The following is a 16,158-nucleotide window of genomic DNA, read 5'->3' as shown; positions in this document are numbered from 1 at the left end:
CATGCTCACCACACTCGCCCTCGTCGCCGCGCTCACCTACGTGCTGTGGCCGCGCTCCGAACCTGTGCACGTCACCGCGTACTTCCCGCGCACCGTCGGCATCTATCCGGGCTCGGACGTCCGCGTCCTCGGCGTCCGCATCGGCGAGGTCAAGAAGATCAAACCGCAGGGCGACCGGGTGCGGGTGGAGCTGGAGTACGACGCGGGCCGCAAGGTCCCGGCCGACGCCAAGGCCGCGATCATCAACTCCTCGGTGGTCAGCGACCGTTACGTGCAGCTGCTGCCGGTGTACCGCAGCGGGCCGGCGATGCGGGACGGTGACGTCATCCCCGAGACGCGGACGGCCGTACCGGTCGAGCTGGACCGCATCTTCGACAGTCTGCACACGACGGCCGACGCGCTCGGCCCCAAGGGCGCCAACAAGGACGGCTCGCTGTCGCGGCTGCTCGGGGTGAGCGCGGACAACCTCGACGGCCAGGGCGAGAACCTCAACCAGACGGTCGAAGACCTCTCGCAGGCGGTCACCACACTGTCCGACGGCCGCACGGACCTGTTCGGCACGGTCCGGAACCTGCAGGTGTTCACGGCGGCGCTGGCCGCCGACGACACGAGCGTGCGGTCGTTCAACACCAGCCTCGCCAAGGTCGCCGGGCAGCTCGCGGGCGAGCGCAAGGACCTCGCGGACGCCCTCAAGAACCTGGGGACGGCGCTCGGCGATGTGTCGGACTTCGTGAAGAACAACAAGAAGTCGCTGACCTCGGACGTGAAGGGCCTGAGCAAGGTGACCAAGGTGCTGGTCACCCAACGAGCCGCGATGGAGGAGCTGTTGGAGGTCGCCCCCACGGGCCTGTCGAACCTGAACAACGCCTACAACCCGTCCGCGGGCACCCTCGACACCCGCAACAACCCCGACCAGCCACAGGATCCGGCCTCGCTGCTGTGCTCCGTCCTGAGGACGACCGGCGACGAAGGCGGCAAGAACCCCGACTGCAAGGAGCTGAAGGAGCTCTTCGACTCCCTGCCGAAGGTGCCTCAGGGCTCCGCGGTGACGGGAACGGCCGACCGGACGCTCGGCGGAATCCTGGGGGCGAGCGCATGAGCGCACTGCGCAAGGGCGGGGCCCTCGCCTGGGCGGCCGTCGGCACGTTGCTGCTGTCCGGCTGCGAGTTCAACGGCTGGTACGACGTCCAGCTGCCCGGCGGAGCCGCCGCCGACGGCCACGCTTACCACGTCACCGTCGAGTTCCGCGACGTCCTCGACCTGGTGCCGCAGTCGGCGGTGAAGGTCAACAACGTCACCGTGGGCGCGGTCGAGAAGGTGGAACTCGACGGCTGGCACGCGCGCGTACGGCTGCGGGTCGCCGACTCGGTGAAGCTGCCCGCCAACGCGGTCGCCGAACTGCGGCAGACCAGCATGCTCGGCGAGAAGTACGTCGCACTCTCCGCCCCCTCCGGCACGGCCCCCGTGGGCCGGCTCGGCGACGGCGACCGCATCCCGCTGTCCCGCAGCGGCCGCAACCCGGAGATCGAGGAGGTGCTGTCCGCGCTGTCCGCACTGCTCAACGGCGGCGGAGTGGCCCAGCTCAAGACGATCACCGTGGAACTGAACAAGGCCCTGGACGGCCGGGAGAACCGGGTCAGGTCGCTACTCAAGGAACTGAACACGTTCATCGGCGGTCTGGACGACCAGCGCAAAGACATCGTCCGCGCCCTCAAGGCCGTCGACCGGCTCGCGGGGCGGCTCGGAAAGGAGAAGAAGACCATCGCCCAGGCCGTCGACACGATGCCGCCCGCCCTGAAGGTCCTCGCCGACCAGCGGCGCGACCTGACGAAGATGCTCACCGCCCTGTCGAAGCTGGGCAAGACGGGCACCAAGGTGGTCACCGCCTCGCACGACGACACGGTCGCAAACCTCAGACAGCTGCGGCCGATCCTGCAGCAGCTGAACAAGGCGGGCGACGATCTGCCCAACTCCCTTGAATTGCTGACCACTTACCCGTTCCCACGCAACGCGGTCGACGCCGTCAAGGGCGACTACGTCAACCTCGACATCACCGCCGACCTCGATCTGTCGGACCTCTACGGGAACCTGACGGGCGGATCCGGCAAGGCCGGCAACGGTGAATCCCAGGAGCCCGACACCCCTGACGTACCCGATCTCCCGGACCTGCCGAGCGTCCCGACCCCCACCGCGCTGCCCAGCACACCGAGCCTGCCGTCGTCCCCCTCGGTGCCGTCGGCTCCCTCGGGCGGCGGCGGTCCGCTGTGCCCGCCGGTGTGCACCAGCAGCTACACCACCGAAAGGGGCCTGCCCGAGGGGATCGACCTCGCGCTCGCAGAGCTGATGCTGAAGGGGGTTCAGCCGTGATCACACGTACGGTCAAGGCCCAGCTACTCGCCTTCGCCACCGTCACCGCCGTCGGGGTGTCGTACGTCGGCGCCGAGTACACCGGCCTGGTGGACGACGTCCTGGGCCGCGGTTACACCGTGCAGGCGGACTTCGCCGACTCCGGGGGCATCTTCCCCGGCGCCGAGGTCACCTACCGCGGGGTGCCGGTGGGCCGCGTCGGCGCGCTGCAGCTGACCGGCTCCGACGGGGTCTCGGTCTCCCTCGACATCAAGGACGGTGCGCCGCGCATCCCGGCGGACACCCTCGCCGTGGTGGCGAACCGTTCGGCGGTGGGCGAGCAGTACGTCGATCTGCAGCCGCGCAGGGCGGGCGGTCCGTATCTGCTCGATGGCAGCGCCATCCCGCGCGACAGCACGCGCGTGCCGCTGCCCACGACGGACCTGGTCCTCAGCCTGGACCGGCTGGTGAACTCGGTCGGCAAGGACGATCTGCGAGTCACCGTCGACGAGTTGGGCAAGGCCTTCTCCGGCACGGGGCCGAACCTGAGCCGACTGGTGGACTCGGGCAACGCGCTCGTCGAGTCGGCATCCGACTCGCTGCCCCAGACGATCTCGCTGATCGAGGACTCGCGGAAGGTCCTCAAGACACAGGCCGACCAGGGCTCGTCCATCAAGTCGTTCGCGCACGACCTGGCGGCGCTCACCGCACAGCTGAAGTCGAGCGACGGGGACCTGCGCAAGCTGATCGGCAACGCGACGCCGGCCGCGCAGCAGGTGAACTCGCTGCTGAAGTCGACCGGGCCACGGCTGTCGGTCCTGCTGGCCAATCTGATCAGCGGCGGCCAGGTCACGCTGGCCCGCCTGCCGGGCGTGGAGCAGGCCCTGGTCACCTTCCCGGCGCTGGTCGCGGGCAGCTACACGGTCGTCCCGGGCGACGGCACCACCCACTTCGGCCTGGTGGTGAACGCCGACGACCCGCCGCCGTGCACCCAGGGCTACGGCACCGCACGGCGCGACCCGGCGGACACCGGCACGCGCGAGGCGAACACCGACGCGCGCTGCACCGCCCCGCGCGGGAGCAAGACGTCGGTGCGGGGTGCGCAGAACGCCCCCGGCGCGCAGGGCGCTGCCGGCGGTGCGAACCAGACGGCGTACATCACGCCGTACGACCCGGAGACCGGCACCGCCACCGGCCCGGACGGAAGGGCCGTCGAGATCGGCTCGACGGGCGGCCAACAGGCCGTGTTCGGAAAGGAGTCGTGGCAATGGCTGCTCGTCGGACCGATGGCATGAGCGCAAGCGTGCCCGTCAGGCGCGGACGCCCCCTCGCGCGCGCGGGGAACTCCAGGGCGCTCACGGTGGGGCTGGTCGTGGCGACCGTCCTCACGACCGCGCTGACGATCTGGCTGAGCCTTGGCCTCAACGATCGGCGCGAGGCGGAGCAGCGGCGCCAGGACATCCTGGCCGCGGCCCGCCAGTCGGCGCTGAACTTCACCTCGCTCGACTACCGGCACTACGACCGGGACAGCGCGAACGTCCTCGAGGACGCCACCGGCGACTTCAAGAAGCAGTTCGCCGCGCAGACCGAGGAGCTGACCAAGCTGGTCGCCGTGAACAAGTCCGTGTCCGAGGGCCAGATCCTCGAAGCGGGCATCGTCCGCTCCGACGAGCACTCCGCCCGCGTCCTGGTGGTCGCCGACAGCAAGGTGACCAACACCGCCGTACCCAAGGGCGAGGCGCGCACCTATCGGCTGCAGCTCGACCTGGCGTACCGGGACGGCCGCTGGCTGACCTCCGACGTCGAGTTCGTCGGCTGACCGCACCCTCCCCGCCGTACCACCCATGAGGAGTAAGACCGTGGCGAAGACGACCACCCGAGGCCGAGGCTCCGGTCCCGGCACCCGGCGCACCATGACCGCGGCCGCCCGAGCGGCGGCCAAGCGCACGGAGCGCGGCCACCGCGAGCCCGGCCGCCCGGCTGCCACCGACGAGGAGGCCCCGGGGCGGCCCGAGGAACACCGCTCCGGACGCACCGTGCTCATCGAGGCCGAGAACGAGAACGGCTGGGACGACCCGCCGGAGCCCTCGCCGGAGTCCTTCGATGCGGACGCACCGCAGGAGGAGGACGAGCCCGGCCCCGCTACCGCGCCGCGGCGCGGTCGCCGTCGGCTGCTCATCGCCGTCCTGTGCGTCCTGCTCGTGGCCGGCGTGGTCGCGGTGGCCGTGCTCGGGTGGCGGTACCGGGAGGGGGTGCGGGCCGAGCAGGCTCGAGGGCAGGCGCTCACGGCCGCACGGCAGGCGGCGCCCGTCGTGCTGTCGTACGACTACCGGCATCTGGACCGCGACTTCGGCGCGGCGCGCGCCAGGCTCACCGGGCACTTCCGCGACGAGTACCACAAGACGACCACGACGGTGGTCGGGCCGACGGCCAGGAAGTACCACGGGGTGGTGAAGGCGACGGTGGCGGAGCCCACCAGTGGCTCTCCGGCGGCGTCCGTGGTCTCAGCCTCGGCGGACCGGGCCGTGGTCCTCCTCTTCGTCAACCAGGTGACCACGAGCACTCAGGTCTCGGGCTCCCGCGTCGACCTGAACCGGGTGCGGATGACGCTGACCCGTACGGCCGACGGGTGGAAGGTGAGCGGCGTAGACGCGCTCTGACATGCCGTTCTCTCCGGGAAGTCCGTCGTGCCGACCCCGACCGCGCAAGGCCCGTCACTTGCCTGACCAGTGACCGGCCTTGCCCGTCACTTGCCTGATCAGTGACGACCCTTGCACGATTCAATGTCACCCGTCAAGATGGTGACGTGAATCTGGATCACGTCTTTCTGTGCGGAAATCCCGCTCTCGACTTTGTTGCCACACTCCGCGCTCGCCGCTCGCTCCGGTTCGAGATGTTCGCATCCCCGGACCGGCTGGACCTGGTATCTCGAGTCCGGAGTCGTTGACGCCATCTCCCCCAGCCAGGAGGCGGACGTCGAACAGGCAATCGCCATACGGGAAGCCATCTACGATCTGGTCACCGCCCGGCGTCTCGGCGAGGCTTATGGCGATGAGGCGCTCGCCGAGGTGAACCACGCGGCCCGCAGGCCATCTGCGACACCACAGCTCACCGCGACGGGGCGATGGACGGACGCAACGCCCGAAGAAGCGCTGGCCACTGTGGCACGCCACGCCGTCGAACTCCTGAGCGGGCCTGATGTTCCGCTCCTCAAGGAGTGCGGCAACCCTGAATGCACCCGCGTCTACATCGACCGGTCGCGAGGCATGCGCCGACAGTGGTGCGAGTCGTGCGGGAACAAACTCAAGGCTGCGGCCTACCGCGCCCGCAAGAAGCAGGCACAGGCACCCGCCCCTCGTTGACACATGCGTCGCGGCCACGACTCGGGCCGCTTCGGCACACTCCACGCATGGCGGCTGGAAGAGCGCCATCAGTCAGGAGCGGGCACAGTGAGGGCCCGGGCCGATCCCGAACGACAGGCTCAGCCGGGGCTGTCGCGCTCCTGTGTAGTGCCCAGGACCTGCTCCGCGCCACCTGTTACGGCCAGAACCCCACCAGCCGGGGTGCGCCGTGACGTCACCCGCCCACATCCTCGACCCGGACAAGGCCACCCACCTGCGGCAGTTGCCCACCGACCTGCCGGCCCGCCGAGTGAGCGGCCGCGCGCCGGCCGGCACCACATCCTGGGCGTCGACACCGACGCCCCCAGTGAGTTGACGGTGCATCAGGAGCACACACTTCCCGGCCACCGCCGACGGCTGCGGGTCATTGCCGTCTCCCACGACCGGGTAGCAGCCAGCGCCATCCCGCCTCACCCGGCTGGACAGCCACCGCCGACGTGCGTCACCGGTTTGACAGGTGACGCCACCATGCGAGGGTCAGTTTGCAGCTGAGCCATGGCGCGGACGGCGTTCCGCAGCACGGAGCGGGCAGGTCGACCCGAACGCGCATGGACGGCGAAGCGGCGGCGAAGGGAAGGGTTGAGATGTTCGACAGGCGGAGTTTCGGCAAGATCATGGGCGCGGGTGCGGCCGGCGCGTCGCTGGCCGGTGTGCCCACCATCTCGGCGGCGGCCCCAGCGGCGGCATCGGACGGTACGCAGTCGGCGGCTCCGTCGGCGGCGACGCCGGGGCGCACGTCCTTCGGACCGCTGAAGCAGATCCGCGCCGGTGAGCTCAACGTCGGCTAGGCGGAGGCCGGCCCCTCCCGCGGCCCCGCGGTCATCTTGCTGCACGGCTGGCCGTACGACATCCACAGCTTCGCCGACGTCGCTCCGCTGCTGGCGGCGCGGGGCTATCGCGTGATCGTGCCGCACCTGCGTGGCCACGGCACGACGACGTTCCTGTCGAGCGACACGTTCCGCAATGCCCAGCAGTCGGTGGTGGCACTCGACATCATCGCGCTGATGGACGCGCTGAGGATCGACAAGGCGGTCCTTGCCGGGTTCGACTGGGGATCACGGACGGCCGACATCATCGCCGCACTCTGGCCGGCGCGCTGCAAGGCCCTGGTCTCCGTGACCGGCTATCTGATCACCAACCGCGAGCGCCAGCGGCAGCCGTTCCCGGCCAAGGCCGAGTGGGCGTGGTGGTACCAGTACTCCTTCGCCACGGAACGGGGTCGACAGGGGCTGCACGACAACAAGCGCGATCTGGCGCGGCTCATCTGGACGTTCAACTCCCCGACCTGGCACTTCGACGACGCCACGTTCGAGCGCACCGCGACGGCTTTCGACAATCCGGACTACGTCGTCATCGTGATCCACCCTACCGCTGGCGGCTGGGCCTGGCCGAAGGCGATCCGCGCTACGACCGCCTCGAGAAGCAACTTGCCGCCGGACCAGTGATCGGTGTGCCCACGGTGACCCTCGACGGGGAGAAGGATCCGTTCACCCCTGCCGGGGAGGGCTCGTCCTATCGCGACAAGTTCTCCGGCCCGTACGCGCACCGGACCCTGAAGGGCATTGGCCACAACGTGCCGCAGGAAGCCCCTGAGGCCTACGCCGAAGCCGTCGTTGAAGCGGACGGCTTCGACCGCCGCTAGCCGGCCCCGACTTCGATCCGCGTGACCTCGCACGTGGACGGGCAGGGCACCAACCCGGTGGACGACACCATCCGCGCCGGGGCCCGGCATCAAGCTGAGCGCGCAGTGAAGATCGCCTCGCGGCTCAAGGCCGCCTGATCACCCCGCCACACCACCGGACACAGACCCAACACGTCGGCGTCGCCGTGCCAGCGCGGCATTCGGGCTAGCGCCGACCGCCGGCCAGCCCCACCGGGTATGGCTGCAGGTGCCAGAGGCAGCACCCGGTGCGATGGCCAGAGATCGAACGAAATCAATGGCCAGAGATCGCTCGTCATCAACAAACAGGAGCAAGCCATCGTGGACATGAAACTTGAGGTCGTGGTGGTGCCGGTCGCCGACGTCGACCGGGCCAAGAATTTCTACGAGAAGCTGGGGTGGCGGCTCGACGCCGACTTCGCCAATGGTCAGGACTTCCGGGTCGTGCAGTTGACCCCGCCGGGTTCGCCCGCCTCGGTCATCTTCGGCACCGGAGTCACCTCGGCTGCACCCGGCTCTGTTGAGGGCCTGCACCTCGCCGTCTCCGACATCGAGGCGGCCCGGGCCGAGATCGCCGACCGCGGCATCGAGGTGAGCGAGGTGTTCCACGACGCCGACGGGGTGTTCCATCGCGCCGGGACCGAGGGCCGGGTGCCCGGCCCGGACCCGGAACGCCGCACCTACGCCTCGTTCGCTTCGTTCAGCGACCCGGACGGCAACGGCTGGGTGCTGCAAGAGATCACGACGCGGCTGCCGGGCCGGTGACGGAATCCCCGACATACCGACTCGCCCATGTGGTCGCAGCGAGCTGCCGGACCGCGATCGACGTTCGGACCGGCGGCCCTGCGAGTGCCATGCGATCCCCAGTCGCCACGTAGTGCCCGGGCGCGGGTCGGGGCCGCTGATAGGGCTCTCCCAACGTGCGAGCGCGGGGGCGGCGACCTTAGCCGTCATGGGGAGCCGGGGGCCGCATTCCGCGCTGGACGTCCGCCCGCCTTCGTCCACCGCAACCGGCTTCCGCACTCGAACCCGGTGATGCGACGACGGCCGCACCGAGGAACAGCCCCATCCGGCGTCCGTGGTCGCGCCCGGTGTCGACGGGACGTTTCCTCCAGGCCGTCGAGAGGTTTCGCAGCAGATGCCGACGATCAGCCATCAGCGGTCACGGCACACGATCTCAGCATCGGGTGCTCGTGGAGCCAGCCGGCAACCGAGCTGGTCTCGCGATGACTCGGCTACGCCAATATCGGCTGTGAACCCGCGACGCAGGGTGCTCGCACCACTGTGGACAGCCCCCGGTGGCCCGCAGCCCGCCGCATCGACCACCACGTGGCAATCGACGGTCATCAGCTGCCGCATGTTGAGATTCGTGCCCGGCAAAGGACATCCTCCAGCGTCTCCACTCGCATGACTGAGGGATCCCCTGGTGGAACGGTCCTGCAGTCCCAGGCCCTGCCGGCCCGGAGGGGACTTCAGCGGGGGGCCAGACCGTGGACCAGGTGATGGACGACCTCGTCGAGGCCCTCCACGGCGGCGTCCGGGAATGAGCGGTGTGCCACGAGAGTCGCGATTCCCTGCAGGGCGGCGACCACGACGAGCGAGACCCGGGCGGGATTCCCCGGGATCACTTCGCCCCGGCCCTGCCCGTCCGCGATCATCCGCAGAAAGGCCGCCATGATGCGGTCGAGCGCCGCGGTCAGCTCCTCCGGGGCGTCCGGGTCGTGCTTGCGGGTCTGCATCACGTCCACACCCGTGACTACGACCCGCCGCGCGCATACGCCCAGTCCAAGCTGGCCAATCTGCTGTTCACCCTGGAACTCCAGCGCCGTCTCAACCTTGCCGGATCCCCCTTACGCGCCCTGGCCGCACACCCCGGCTGGGCCTCGACCAACCTGCAAAGTCACGTCGGCAACCCGCTGGCTCGGCTGTCCATGCTCCTCGGCAACAAGCTGCTGGCCCAGGACCCCAAGGCCGGCGCGCTGCCGACCCTGTACGCCGCCATCCAGGATCTGCCCGGCGCGTCCTACGTCGGCCCGAAGGGCTTTGGCGAGCTGCGCGGCGCCCCGACCCTGATCGGTCGCACCCCCGCGGCCAGCGACCCTGAAGCCGCCAAGCGCCTTTGGACGATGTCCGAGGAACTCACCGGCACACCGTTCCCCCTGGCTTCTCAGGACGCAACCGCGAGTAGCCAGAGTCCGGCGTATCCATCACGGAAGCGCGGTCACAACCCCTCAGTTGGCCTTACTCGGCGCGGTAGTTGGCCATGGTGGCCGCTCAGTTTCGCGGGGAGGAAGGGACCAGGCGCGGCGATTCGTGCCCGCGCAGGCCGCCACCGCAGCCTGTGCGGAGCGGGTATGCCAGACAGTCGATCTTCTCCGACCACAGCGTCGCGCCACTTACTCAGCTCCCCTATCGCGCTGGCCCGACTCTCCTCGGTAACGCCCGCTCCAATGGTCTTCAACCCATCTTGGAAGACCTGAGCCAGCCTGGAGGGTGTGGGAAAATGGAATATGGAAGGAATAAATCATTAGAGCATGCGGTTGGATTTCAACCCGCCTTCAGGGGAAATGCGGCGTGAGATTCCAGCGCTGCAGCAATCTGTCACAGACAGAAAAATACGGAGGCGTTTGGCGTGTGGTCGCCAAGGGCAGCCAGGTGCCCACATGAGCTTGCGGAGACAAGTTCTACGCGTCTCGGTGCGGCTTGCGCCGCTGGCGAACCTGAGCGGCGCGCGTCGTCCTCGGCCGAACGCAGCACGACGGGTCCGGCGGTACGCGGCCGGAAGGAGCAGATGCGGGAAGAGAACGATGCGTACATATGGCACCACCCCAGGGGCAGAGGTAGCGGCCGCTGCCGTTGACGCGCAGGGTGTCGTGACCGCATGGAGTCGTGGTGCCCGGCTGCTTCTGGGATACGCACCAGGGGACGTCGTAGGGCGACCGGCGTCGGATCTACTGGCCGTTGGCCTTCCGGATTCGGCCTTTCGGAGCCTCGCGCGGCGGGAATCGTGGCTCGGACGGGTGGCACTGCGTAGCCAGGCGGGTCGTCCGGTGGAAGCCGATCTGCGGGCCTGCCCACTGATGGACGCCGAGAAGCAGGTCCACTGGTTTCTCCAGGCCGCCATTCCGCAGGAGGGCGACGCGATCGACCTGGCACTGCAACACAGCCTGCTCCCGCACCACCGACCCGTCCAGCTGGCGGTCGAGACGGCGTCGCGTTATCTGCCGGCGGATCCTCAGGCCGGTGTCGGCGGCGACTGGTTCGATGTCATCCCTCTCTCGGGCGCCCGCGTGGCTCTGGTCGTCGGCGACGTCGTGGGCCACGGCGTTCATGCCTCCGCCACCATGGGACGTCTGCGCACCGCGGTGCGCACCCTCGCGGATGTCGACCTCCCCCCCGACGAGCTGCTGACCCAGCTCGACGATCTCATCCTGGAAGAGATCGAAGAAGGGATCGAATCGGTCGGCGAGGTGGGCGCAACCTGCCTCTACGTGGTCTACGACCCGGTCTCCCGCCACTGCACGCTGGCCAGCGCCGGCCATCTCGTCCCCGCAGCCGTCACTCCGGACGGCTCCGTCGACTTCCTCCCCGTGACACCAGGACCCCCGCTGGGCGTGGGCGGCCTGCCGTTCGAAGCCACCGATGCCCAGCTGCCCGAAGGCAGCCTGCTCGTTCTGTACACCAACGGACTGGTCGAAGCCCGCGACCGCGACATCGACTCCGGACTGCGGACGCTTCTGCATGTGCTGGCCGGACCTGCCCCTGTATTGGAGACGACCTGCGACAGCATCCTCAGGGAGCTGCTGTCCGGGCGACCGGATGACGATGTCGCCCTCCTCATCGCCCGCACGCACGCGCTGGGTCCCTCCCACGTGGCCTCCTGGGACCTGCCCGCCGACCCGGCCGTCGTGGCCGACGCGCGTCGGCGTGCCGCCGACCAGCTCATGACATGGGGTCTGCAGGAGGCCGCACCCACCACAGAGCTGATCGTCAGCGAACTGGTCACCAACGCCATCCGCCACGCCAGCGCCCCCATCCAGCTGCGCCTCATCCGCAACGCCGCCCTGATCTGCGAGGTCTCCGACTCCAGCAGCACTTCACCGCACCCGCGCCGAGCGCGTGACCTCGACGAGGGCGGCCGCGGCCTGTTCCTTGTCGGCCAGCTCAGCGAGCGTTGGGGCACCCGCCACACACTCACCGGAAAGACCATCTGGGCAGAGCAGCCCCGGCCCTTCCGCGCCCATGTCCAGCCCTGGCGCCTACCCGCGGCACGAACCCCGCTGGGGACGCCCGCGTGAGAGACCGGGAATGACCCGCCGCTCTGGCCGCGCCATGGGTGCCGACCAGCCATTTCCCGGAGTGAAGCCGCGGCGGCGAGTCGGCAGCAGCAGCGTCTGCGGCAGCCATGGCGCGTCGAGCACCGAGCCAAGTGGATCTCAGTGCCGCTGGTGGACCACGATCGGCAAGGTGGGGATCCAGTCGGTGGGCTCAGCTGTGATCCACGAGTTGCGCGAAGCCCTTCTGACGCGCGCAATGAGCGCAGCAGAAGAACTGGCCGTCCGCCTGAAGGCCGTGGCCGAGGATGCGGCACTGGCAGTTCTCGCAGATCGGCGCCAACCGCTGGGCGGCGCACTCGATGCTGTCGAAGGTGTGAACAGCTCCTGCGGCATGAACCTCGAACGCCATCTCGTAGTCGTTGCTGCAGACCTCGCACACGGCCATGAACGTCAACTCCTCATTATCGGGTGCATGGAAAAGACAGGGCCATTGGCCGATGTTCCTGGACGGCAGCGAGGAACCGCGCCAGACCTGCCGCGGCACGTTTCACCGGTACCCGACCGGCATACATCAATCACTCTGCTGGGCGCGGCTCCAGGCGGGCCGCCACCTGGAGCTCGTGCGCACGGCCAACCCCAGCAGTACACGATCGCCGGCCAGTTCCGGATTCAAGGAGAGCCTCCAACCCGCTACTGTCACCGACACGCCAGCGCTGCATGGTGCCTTCAGGCTGGTCCGCCGCTGCGGGACTGCCCGGCAGCAGGGTGGGACTGCTCGGCTGGTGGGTGGTGCTGAATGCGGGCGATGAGCAGGACGACGTCATCGTCGTCGTTCGGGTCGCGCAGCGTCTGGAGGAGGTGGTCGCAGGTTGCTTCCAGTGGTTGCTCGGGTTGGTCGAGGCAGTCGAGGAGGGCGTCGAGGCGTGCGTCGATGGGCTGGTCGCGGGTTTCGACGAGGCCGTCCGTATAGAGGACGAGCTGGTCGCGAGGGAACAGCTTGACGCGTGTCGTGGTGAAGGGGACGCCGCCGACGCCCAGCGGTACGCCGGTGGGCAGGTCCAGCAGTTCCGGGGCGCGGCCGGAGCGCCGCAGGGCTGGCGGCAGGTGGCCGGCGAGGGAGATACGGCATTCACCGCGATGCGGGTCGTATACGGCGTAGAGGCAGGTGGCTATGGACTGGACGAGGCTGGTCGCGCTGTGGTCGAGGTGTTGCAGGACCTCGGCCGGGTCGAGGTCCAGGTCGGCCAGTGCGCGTGCGGCGTTGCTCAGCTGGCCCATCGTTGCCGCGGCCGGGATGCCGCTGCCCATGACGTCGCCGACGACGAGGGCGGTCTTGTCGGCGGTGAGGGGGATGACGTCGAACCAGTCGCCGCCGACTTCGCTGGCAGCCCCCGCGGGCTGATAGCGGTAGGCGATCTCCAGACCGGGCCGGTCCGGGGGCTGCTGGGGCAGGAGAGAACGCTGGAGGGTGAGTGCGGCGTCACGCTCGTGCTGGTACCAGCGGGCGTTGTCGATGGACACCGCGGCACGCGCGGCCAGCTCACGGGCCAGGACGAGGTCGTCGCCGTCGAAGGGCAGCGGGTTACGGATGCGTTTGAGGTCGAGCACACCGAGCACGTTGCCGCGGGCAACGAGAGGTACGGCCAAATAGGAATGGAGGCCGGCCCGGGTGAGGATGGCCGCTGCCTCGGCATCCCGGGCGATGGCCTGCACATCACGGTCGTTGACCTGCGGCACGAAGACGGGGTTGCCCGAGGTCACGCACTGAGTCACCAGACGGCCCGCATCGTACTGGGCTAGCTCGCCCACGCGGTCGGCCGCTCGGACGGCCTCGGAGGGATGGGCCGCCTTCACTGCCAGGGCGCGGAAGACAGCAGGCCCCTCAGTCGGGGCCGTGCATGTGCCGCGGCCGCTGAGGACTGTGTCGAGGATGTCGACTGCGGCCAGGTCAGCAAGGTCGGGCACGACGATGTCGGCCAGTTCGCGAGCCGTCTGATCGAGGTCGAGCGTGGTGCCGACCAGCACGGAGGCTTCCGCGATGACGGCGAGGCGTTGTCGTGATTGGTGGGCTTCGGTGATGGCGCGGTGCCGCTCGGTGACATCGATCACGGTGACGGCCAGCCCCAGGACCGTGCCTTTGGGGGCTTCCAGCCGGTAGTAGGAGACGGACCATGCGTGATCGCTGCTGGGATCGGCGGGGGTACGGCCAAGCACGTACTGGTCGAGAAGGGGGATGCCGGTGGCGAGGACCTGACGCATGGAGGATTCGATCACCTCGACGTCGAGGAATGGCAGGGCTTCGTGGACGTGTCGGCCGATGTGCTTGTCGGCGGGCAACCCGTTGATGCGTTCCAGCGCCGGATTGATGAGGACGTACCGCAGGTCGGTGTCCAGAATCGCCAGCCCGATCGGCGCCTGGGAGATCAAACGCGTGGACAGGGCGAGATCCCGCTCCACCTCCTTCAAGGTCGCCTGGTCGGTGGCCAGGCCCAGCGCATACAGAATCTTGCGGTCATCGGTCAGCCGCATGTTGCGGAATTCCAGCAACCGGGTACTGCCGTCCTTGTGGCGGACCGGGAAGACACCGCCCCAGTTCTCCCCGCCCTCCATGACATGGGCAAACAGCTCGATCACCAGATCCAGGTGCTGCTCGTGAACCAGGAGCCGACCAGCCAGCTGCCCCAGGGCCTCCTCGGCGCTGTAACCGAACAACTCCTCAGCCTGCGGACTCCACAACACGATCCGCCCGTCCGCGTCCAGCACGACAGCGGCCACCTTCAACGCGTCCAGTAGGCCACCAGGCGTCGAGGGAGTCCCAGCCCCGCCGGGTCCGTCCCGGAAAGGTTTCGTTGCACTCATCCCGGGCACTCCCTCCGCCCGCCGTCACAGCTCCACCTGCCGGTGCTGGTTCAGGCCCGCGTTGCTGTGCTCAGTATCTCCCTGTTCACCCATGTTCACCTTGAATCGACTCAGTATGGGTTTGGAGCTGCTCCGTGACCTGCCGCTCCTGGTCGGCTCGCCAGGGGGCGACGGTGGCGTGAGTGAGAGCCACGAGCTGGTTCCTGCCGTCGGCCTCCCGCTCGCGGGGCGCTCTACTCGCCGCCGTGGGCCTCCCCTCCACCGCTCCATTCCTCGGCGACTTGCCTTGTGAGGGCGGAAGTCGCCTGCTGTGCACGGGCGTTGAGGTCCTGGAGGGTCCGTCGCCCTTGAGTACGTACGAGGTCGAGGGCCTCGGTGCGGCGGTCGCCGAGCGCGTTCAGGTGCTCGCGCAGGTCCTGGGCGTAGCTGCGGATCAGGTCGGCCCTGTTCAGGACGACGATGGTGTGGACGGACGCGCGGGCGGCCAGGCGTAGCAGGTCGTGCTCGGCGGCGGAGATCGGTGGGTCGGCGGTCAGCACGAACAGTGCGGCGTCCATCGTGCGCAGGGGTGCCAGGGCCTCGTCGGTGTCCTGGCCGTGGACGGATCCGGTGGCCGGGGTGTCGACGAATTCGACGCCGTCGGACAGCAGCGGGGCGCGCCGTCGCAGGACCACGTCCGTCACGCCCAGCCTGTGGCCCGGGTTGGCGGCCTGCGTGACGTAGTCTCCGAGCGCCTCCGAGGTGCGTTCCTCCCTGCGGCCGTCCGCGAACGGCACCGTGAGTACCTCGGGTTCGCCCTCCCGCAGCGTGGTGGCGAGCGCGGTGACCGGTACGGCTCCGGTGGGCAGGACGTCGCGTCCGAGGAGCGCGTTGAGGAGTGTGCACTTGCCACGTTTGGCCTCGACGGTGACCAGGACGCGGAAGCGGTTCTGGTCCAGCTGGTCGCGCAGGGCGGCGAGGAAGCGGCGGCCGTCCGGCTGGTCGGCACCGGCCGCGGCGAGCCGGTCGAGGAGCCGGTGCGGCCGCTCGTGCGATGCGGATGAGGACATCGTGGTCCCCTACCTTTCGGTAGGCACCGTTGGCGGCACGTGATGCCGCGGTGGGCGGTGGGCCCCTCCACCATCCGTCTCTTCATCAACCGTACGAGTGCTCTGCGCCGGTCGCCGGTGAGACGCCGCAGAAGGGCCTCGCTGCCGTCCGCCCCAGGCACGTCGTCGCTTCCGCGAGGTCCGCTCACCTGATGGGCGACGTGGTCTTGGTGACCCACTGAGACAGCGTGAGCTGCATGGTCAGGGTCGCTCGGTGCGGCCTGCGGTGACGGGGTGACGCGTGGCTGCTGTCGGCCCGGGTGCCCGCATGCGTCCGCGTGTTGGGGACTTTGCCGCAGGCCAGGGCGTCGCGCAGAAGAGAGAGGTGTGCGGGCAGGGCTGTGAGGCAGTCGTACTCGTCCCGGCATGTGTTGCAGGTTGCCAGGTGAGCCCGCACCGCGCTTGCCTCATCGAGTGCGAGGGTCTTGAGTTCGTGTCCGGCCAGTAGTTCACGGATCGTGCGGCATTCCTCGACGGTCGACTTCTCGTCGGACTTCTTGGTCAGGCAGTGGACTTTGGTCATGGCG

Annotated in this window: 11 protein-coding genes and 4 pseudogenes; 10 read left to right on the top strand and 5 right to left on the bottom strand. The window is 69.1% G+C overall.

Going from position 1 to position 16,158, the window contains the following annotated elements; all coding sequences use genetic code 11:
• The first annotated feature begins 1 nt into the window (after position 1).
• The 8 genes and pseudogenes from ACFY0T_RS47590 to ACFY0T_RS47555 all read left to right on the top strand — a co-directional run bounded on the left by ACFY0T_RS47590 (position 2) and on the right by ACFY0T_RS47555 (position 8,172).
• Positions 2 to 1,099, top strand: coding sequence for an MCE family protein (locus ACFY0T_RS47590; protein WP_388884879.1), 1,098 nt, complete (start codon positions 2 to 4; stop codon positions 1,097 to 1,099).
• Complete coding sequence (locus ACFY0T_RS47585; RefSeq protein WP_388884852.1) at positions 1,096 to 2,367, top strand: MCE family protein; 1,272 nt, start codon at positions 1,096 to 1,098, stop codon at positions 2,365 to 2,367. Before ACFY0T_RS47590 ends, ACFY0T_RS47585 begins: the two co-directional genes overlap by 4 nt.
• Positions 2,364 to 3,641 (top strand): MCE family protein, encoded by a 1,278-nt coding sequence (locus ACFY0T_RS47580; RefSeq protein ID WP_388884850.1) that lies wholly within the window; start codon positions 2,364 to 2,366, stop codon positions 3,639 to 3,641. The genes ACFY0T_RS47585 and ACFY0T_RS47580 overlap by 4 nt, the downstream gene beginning before the upstream one ends.
• A complete protein-coding gene (locus tag ACFY0T_RS47575; protein WP_388884848.1) occupies positions 3,638 to 4,165 on the top strand; it encodes a hypothetical protein in 528 nt (175 codons plus the stop codon). Before ACFY0T_RS47580 ends, ACFY0T_RS47575 begins: the two co-directional genes overlap by 4 nt.
• 40 nt (positions 4,166 to 4,205) lie before the next feature.
• The gene (locus tag ACFY0T_RS47570; protein WP_388884846.1) at positions 4,206 to 5,006 is read left to right on the top strand and encodes a hypothetical protein; all 801 of its coding nucleotides are present in this window, start codon (positions 4,206 to 4,208) and stop codon (positions 5,004 to 5,006) included.
• Between the two features lie 146 nt (positions 5,007 to 5,152).
• A pseudogene (locus ACFY0T_RS47565) lies at positions 5,153 to 5,708 on the top strand (CGNR zinc finger domain-containing protein).
• Between the two features lie 623 nt (positions 5,709 to 6,331).
• A pseudogene (locus ACFY0T_RS47560) lies at positions 6,332 to 7,389 on the top strand (alpha/beta fold hydrolase).
• Between the two features lie 339 nt (positions 7,390 to 7,728).
• Positions 7,729 to 8,172, top strand: a complete 444-nt coding sequence (locus ACFY0T_RS47555) for a VOC family protein (RefSeq protein WP_388884844.1) — start codon at positions 7,729 to 7,731, stop codon at positions 8,170 to 8,172.
• 707 nt (positions 8,173 to 8,879) lie between these two features.
• Here the strand turns inward: ACFY0T_RS47555 and ACFY0T_RS47550 are convergent.
• The gene (locus tag ACFY0T_RS47550) at positions 8,880 to 9,146 is read right to left on the bottom strand and encodes a WHG domain-containing protein (RefSeq protein ID WP_388884842.1); all 267 of its coding nucleotides are present in this window, start codon (positions 9,144 to 9,146) and stop codon (positions 8,880 to 8,882) included.
• 9 nt (positions 9,147 to 9,155) lie between these two features.
• On the opposite strand from ACFY0T_RS47550, the pseudogene ACFY0T_RS47545 reads away from it, so the two are divergent.
• A pseudogene (locus ACFY0T_RS47545) lies at positions 9,156 to 9,569 on the top strand (oxidoreductase); the annotation flags it as partial.
• A 711-nt stretch (positions 9,570 to 10,280) separates the two neighbouring features.
• Positions 10,281 to 11,705, top strand: a pseudogene (locus ACFY0T_RS47540) (SpoIIE family protein phosphatase); the annotation flags it as partial.
• Between the two features lie 190 nt (positions 11,706 to 11,895).
• Here ACFY0T_RS47540 and ACFY0T_RS47535 read toward each other — a convergent pair.
• From ACFY0T_RS47535 to ACFY0T_RS47520, 4 genes are all read right to left on the bottom strand, one after another.
• Positions 11,896 to 12,129 carry a hypothetical protein gene (locus ACFY0T_RS47535; RefSeq protein ID WP_388884840.1) on the bottom strand — a complete coding sequence of 78 codons (234 nt, stop codon included), beginning with the start codon at positions 12,127 to 12,129 and terminating at the stop codon, positions 11,896 to 11,898.
• A gap of 281 nt (positions 12,130 to 12,410) precedes the next feature.
• Complete coding sequence (locus ACFY0T_RS47530; RefSeq protein WP_388884838.1) at positions 12,411 to 14,543, bottom strand: SpoIIE family protein phosphatase; 2,133 nt, start codon at positions 14,541 to 14,543, stop codon at positions 12,411 to 12,413.
• Between the two features lie 233 nt (positions 14,544 to 14,776).
• A complete protein-coding gene (locus ACFY0T_RS47525) occupies positions 14,777 to 15,592 on the bottom strand; it encodes a dynamin family protein (RefSeq protein ID WP_388884836.1) in 816 nt (271 codons plus the stop codon).
• A gap of 184 nt (positions 15,593 to 15,776) precedes the next feature.
• The gene (locus ACFY0T_RS47520; RefSeq protein ID WP_388884834.1) at positions 15,777 to 16,154 is read right to left on the bottom strand and encodes a zf-HC2 domain-containing protein; all 378 of its coding nucleotides are present in this window, start codon (positions 16,152 to 16,154) and stop codon (positions 15,777 to 15,779) included.
• Positions 16,155 to 16,158: the final 4 nt, after the last annotated feature.

The organism is Streptomyces sp. NPDC001530, from assembly GCF_042894545.1.
Classification (GTDB): Bacteria; Actinomycetota; Actinomycetes; order Streptomycetales; family Streptomycetaceae; genus Streptomyces.
The sequence above is the reverse complement of the archived record's forward strand: the minus strand, read 5'-3'. Positions and strand labels throughout refer to the sequence as shown.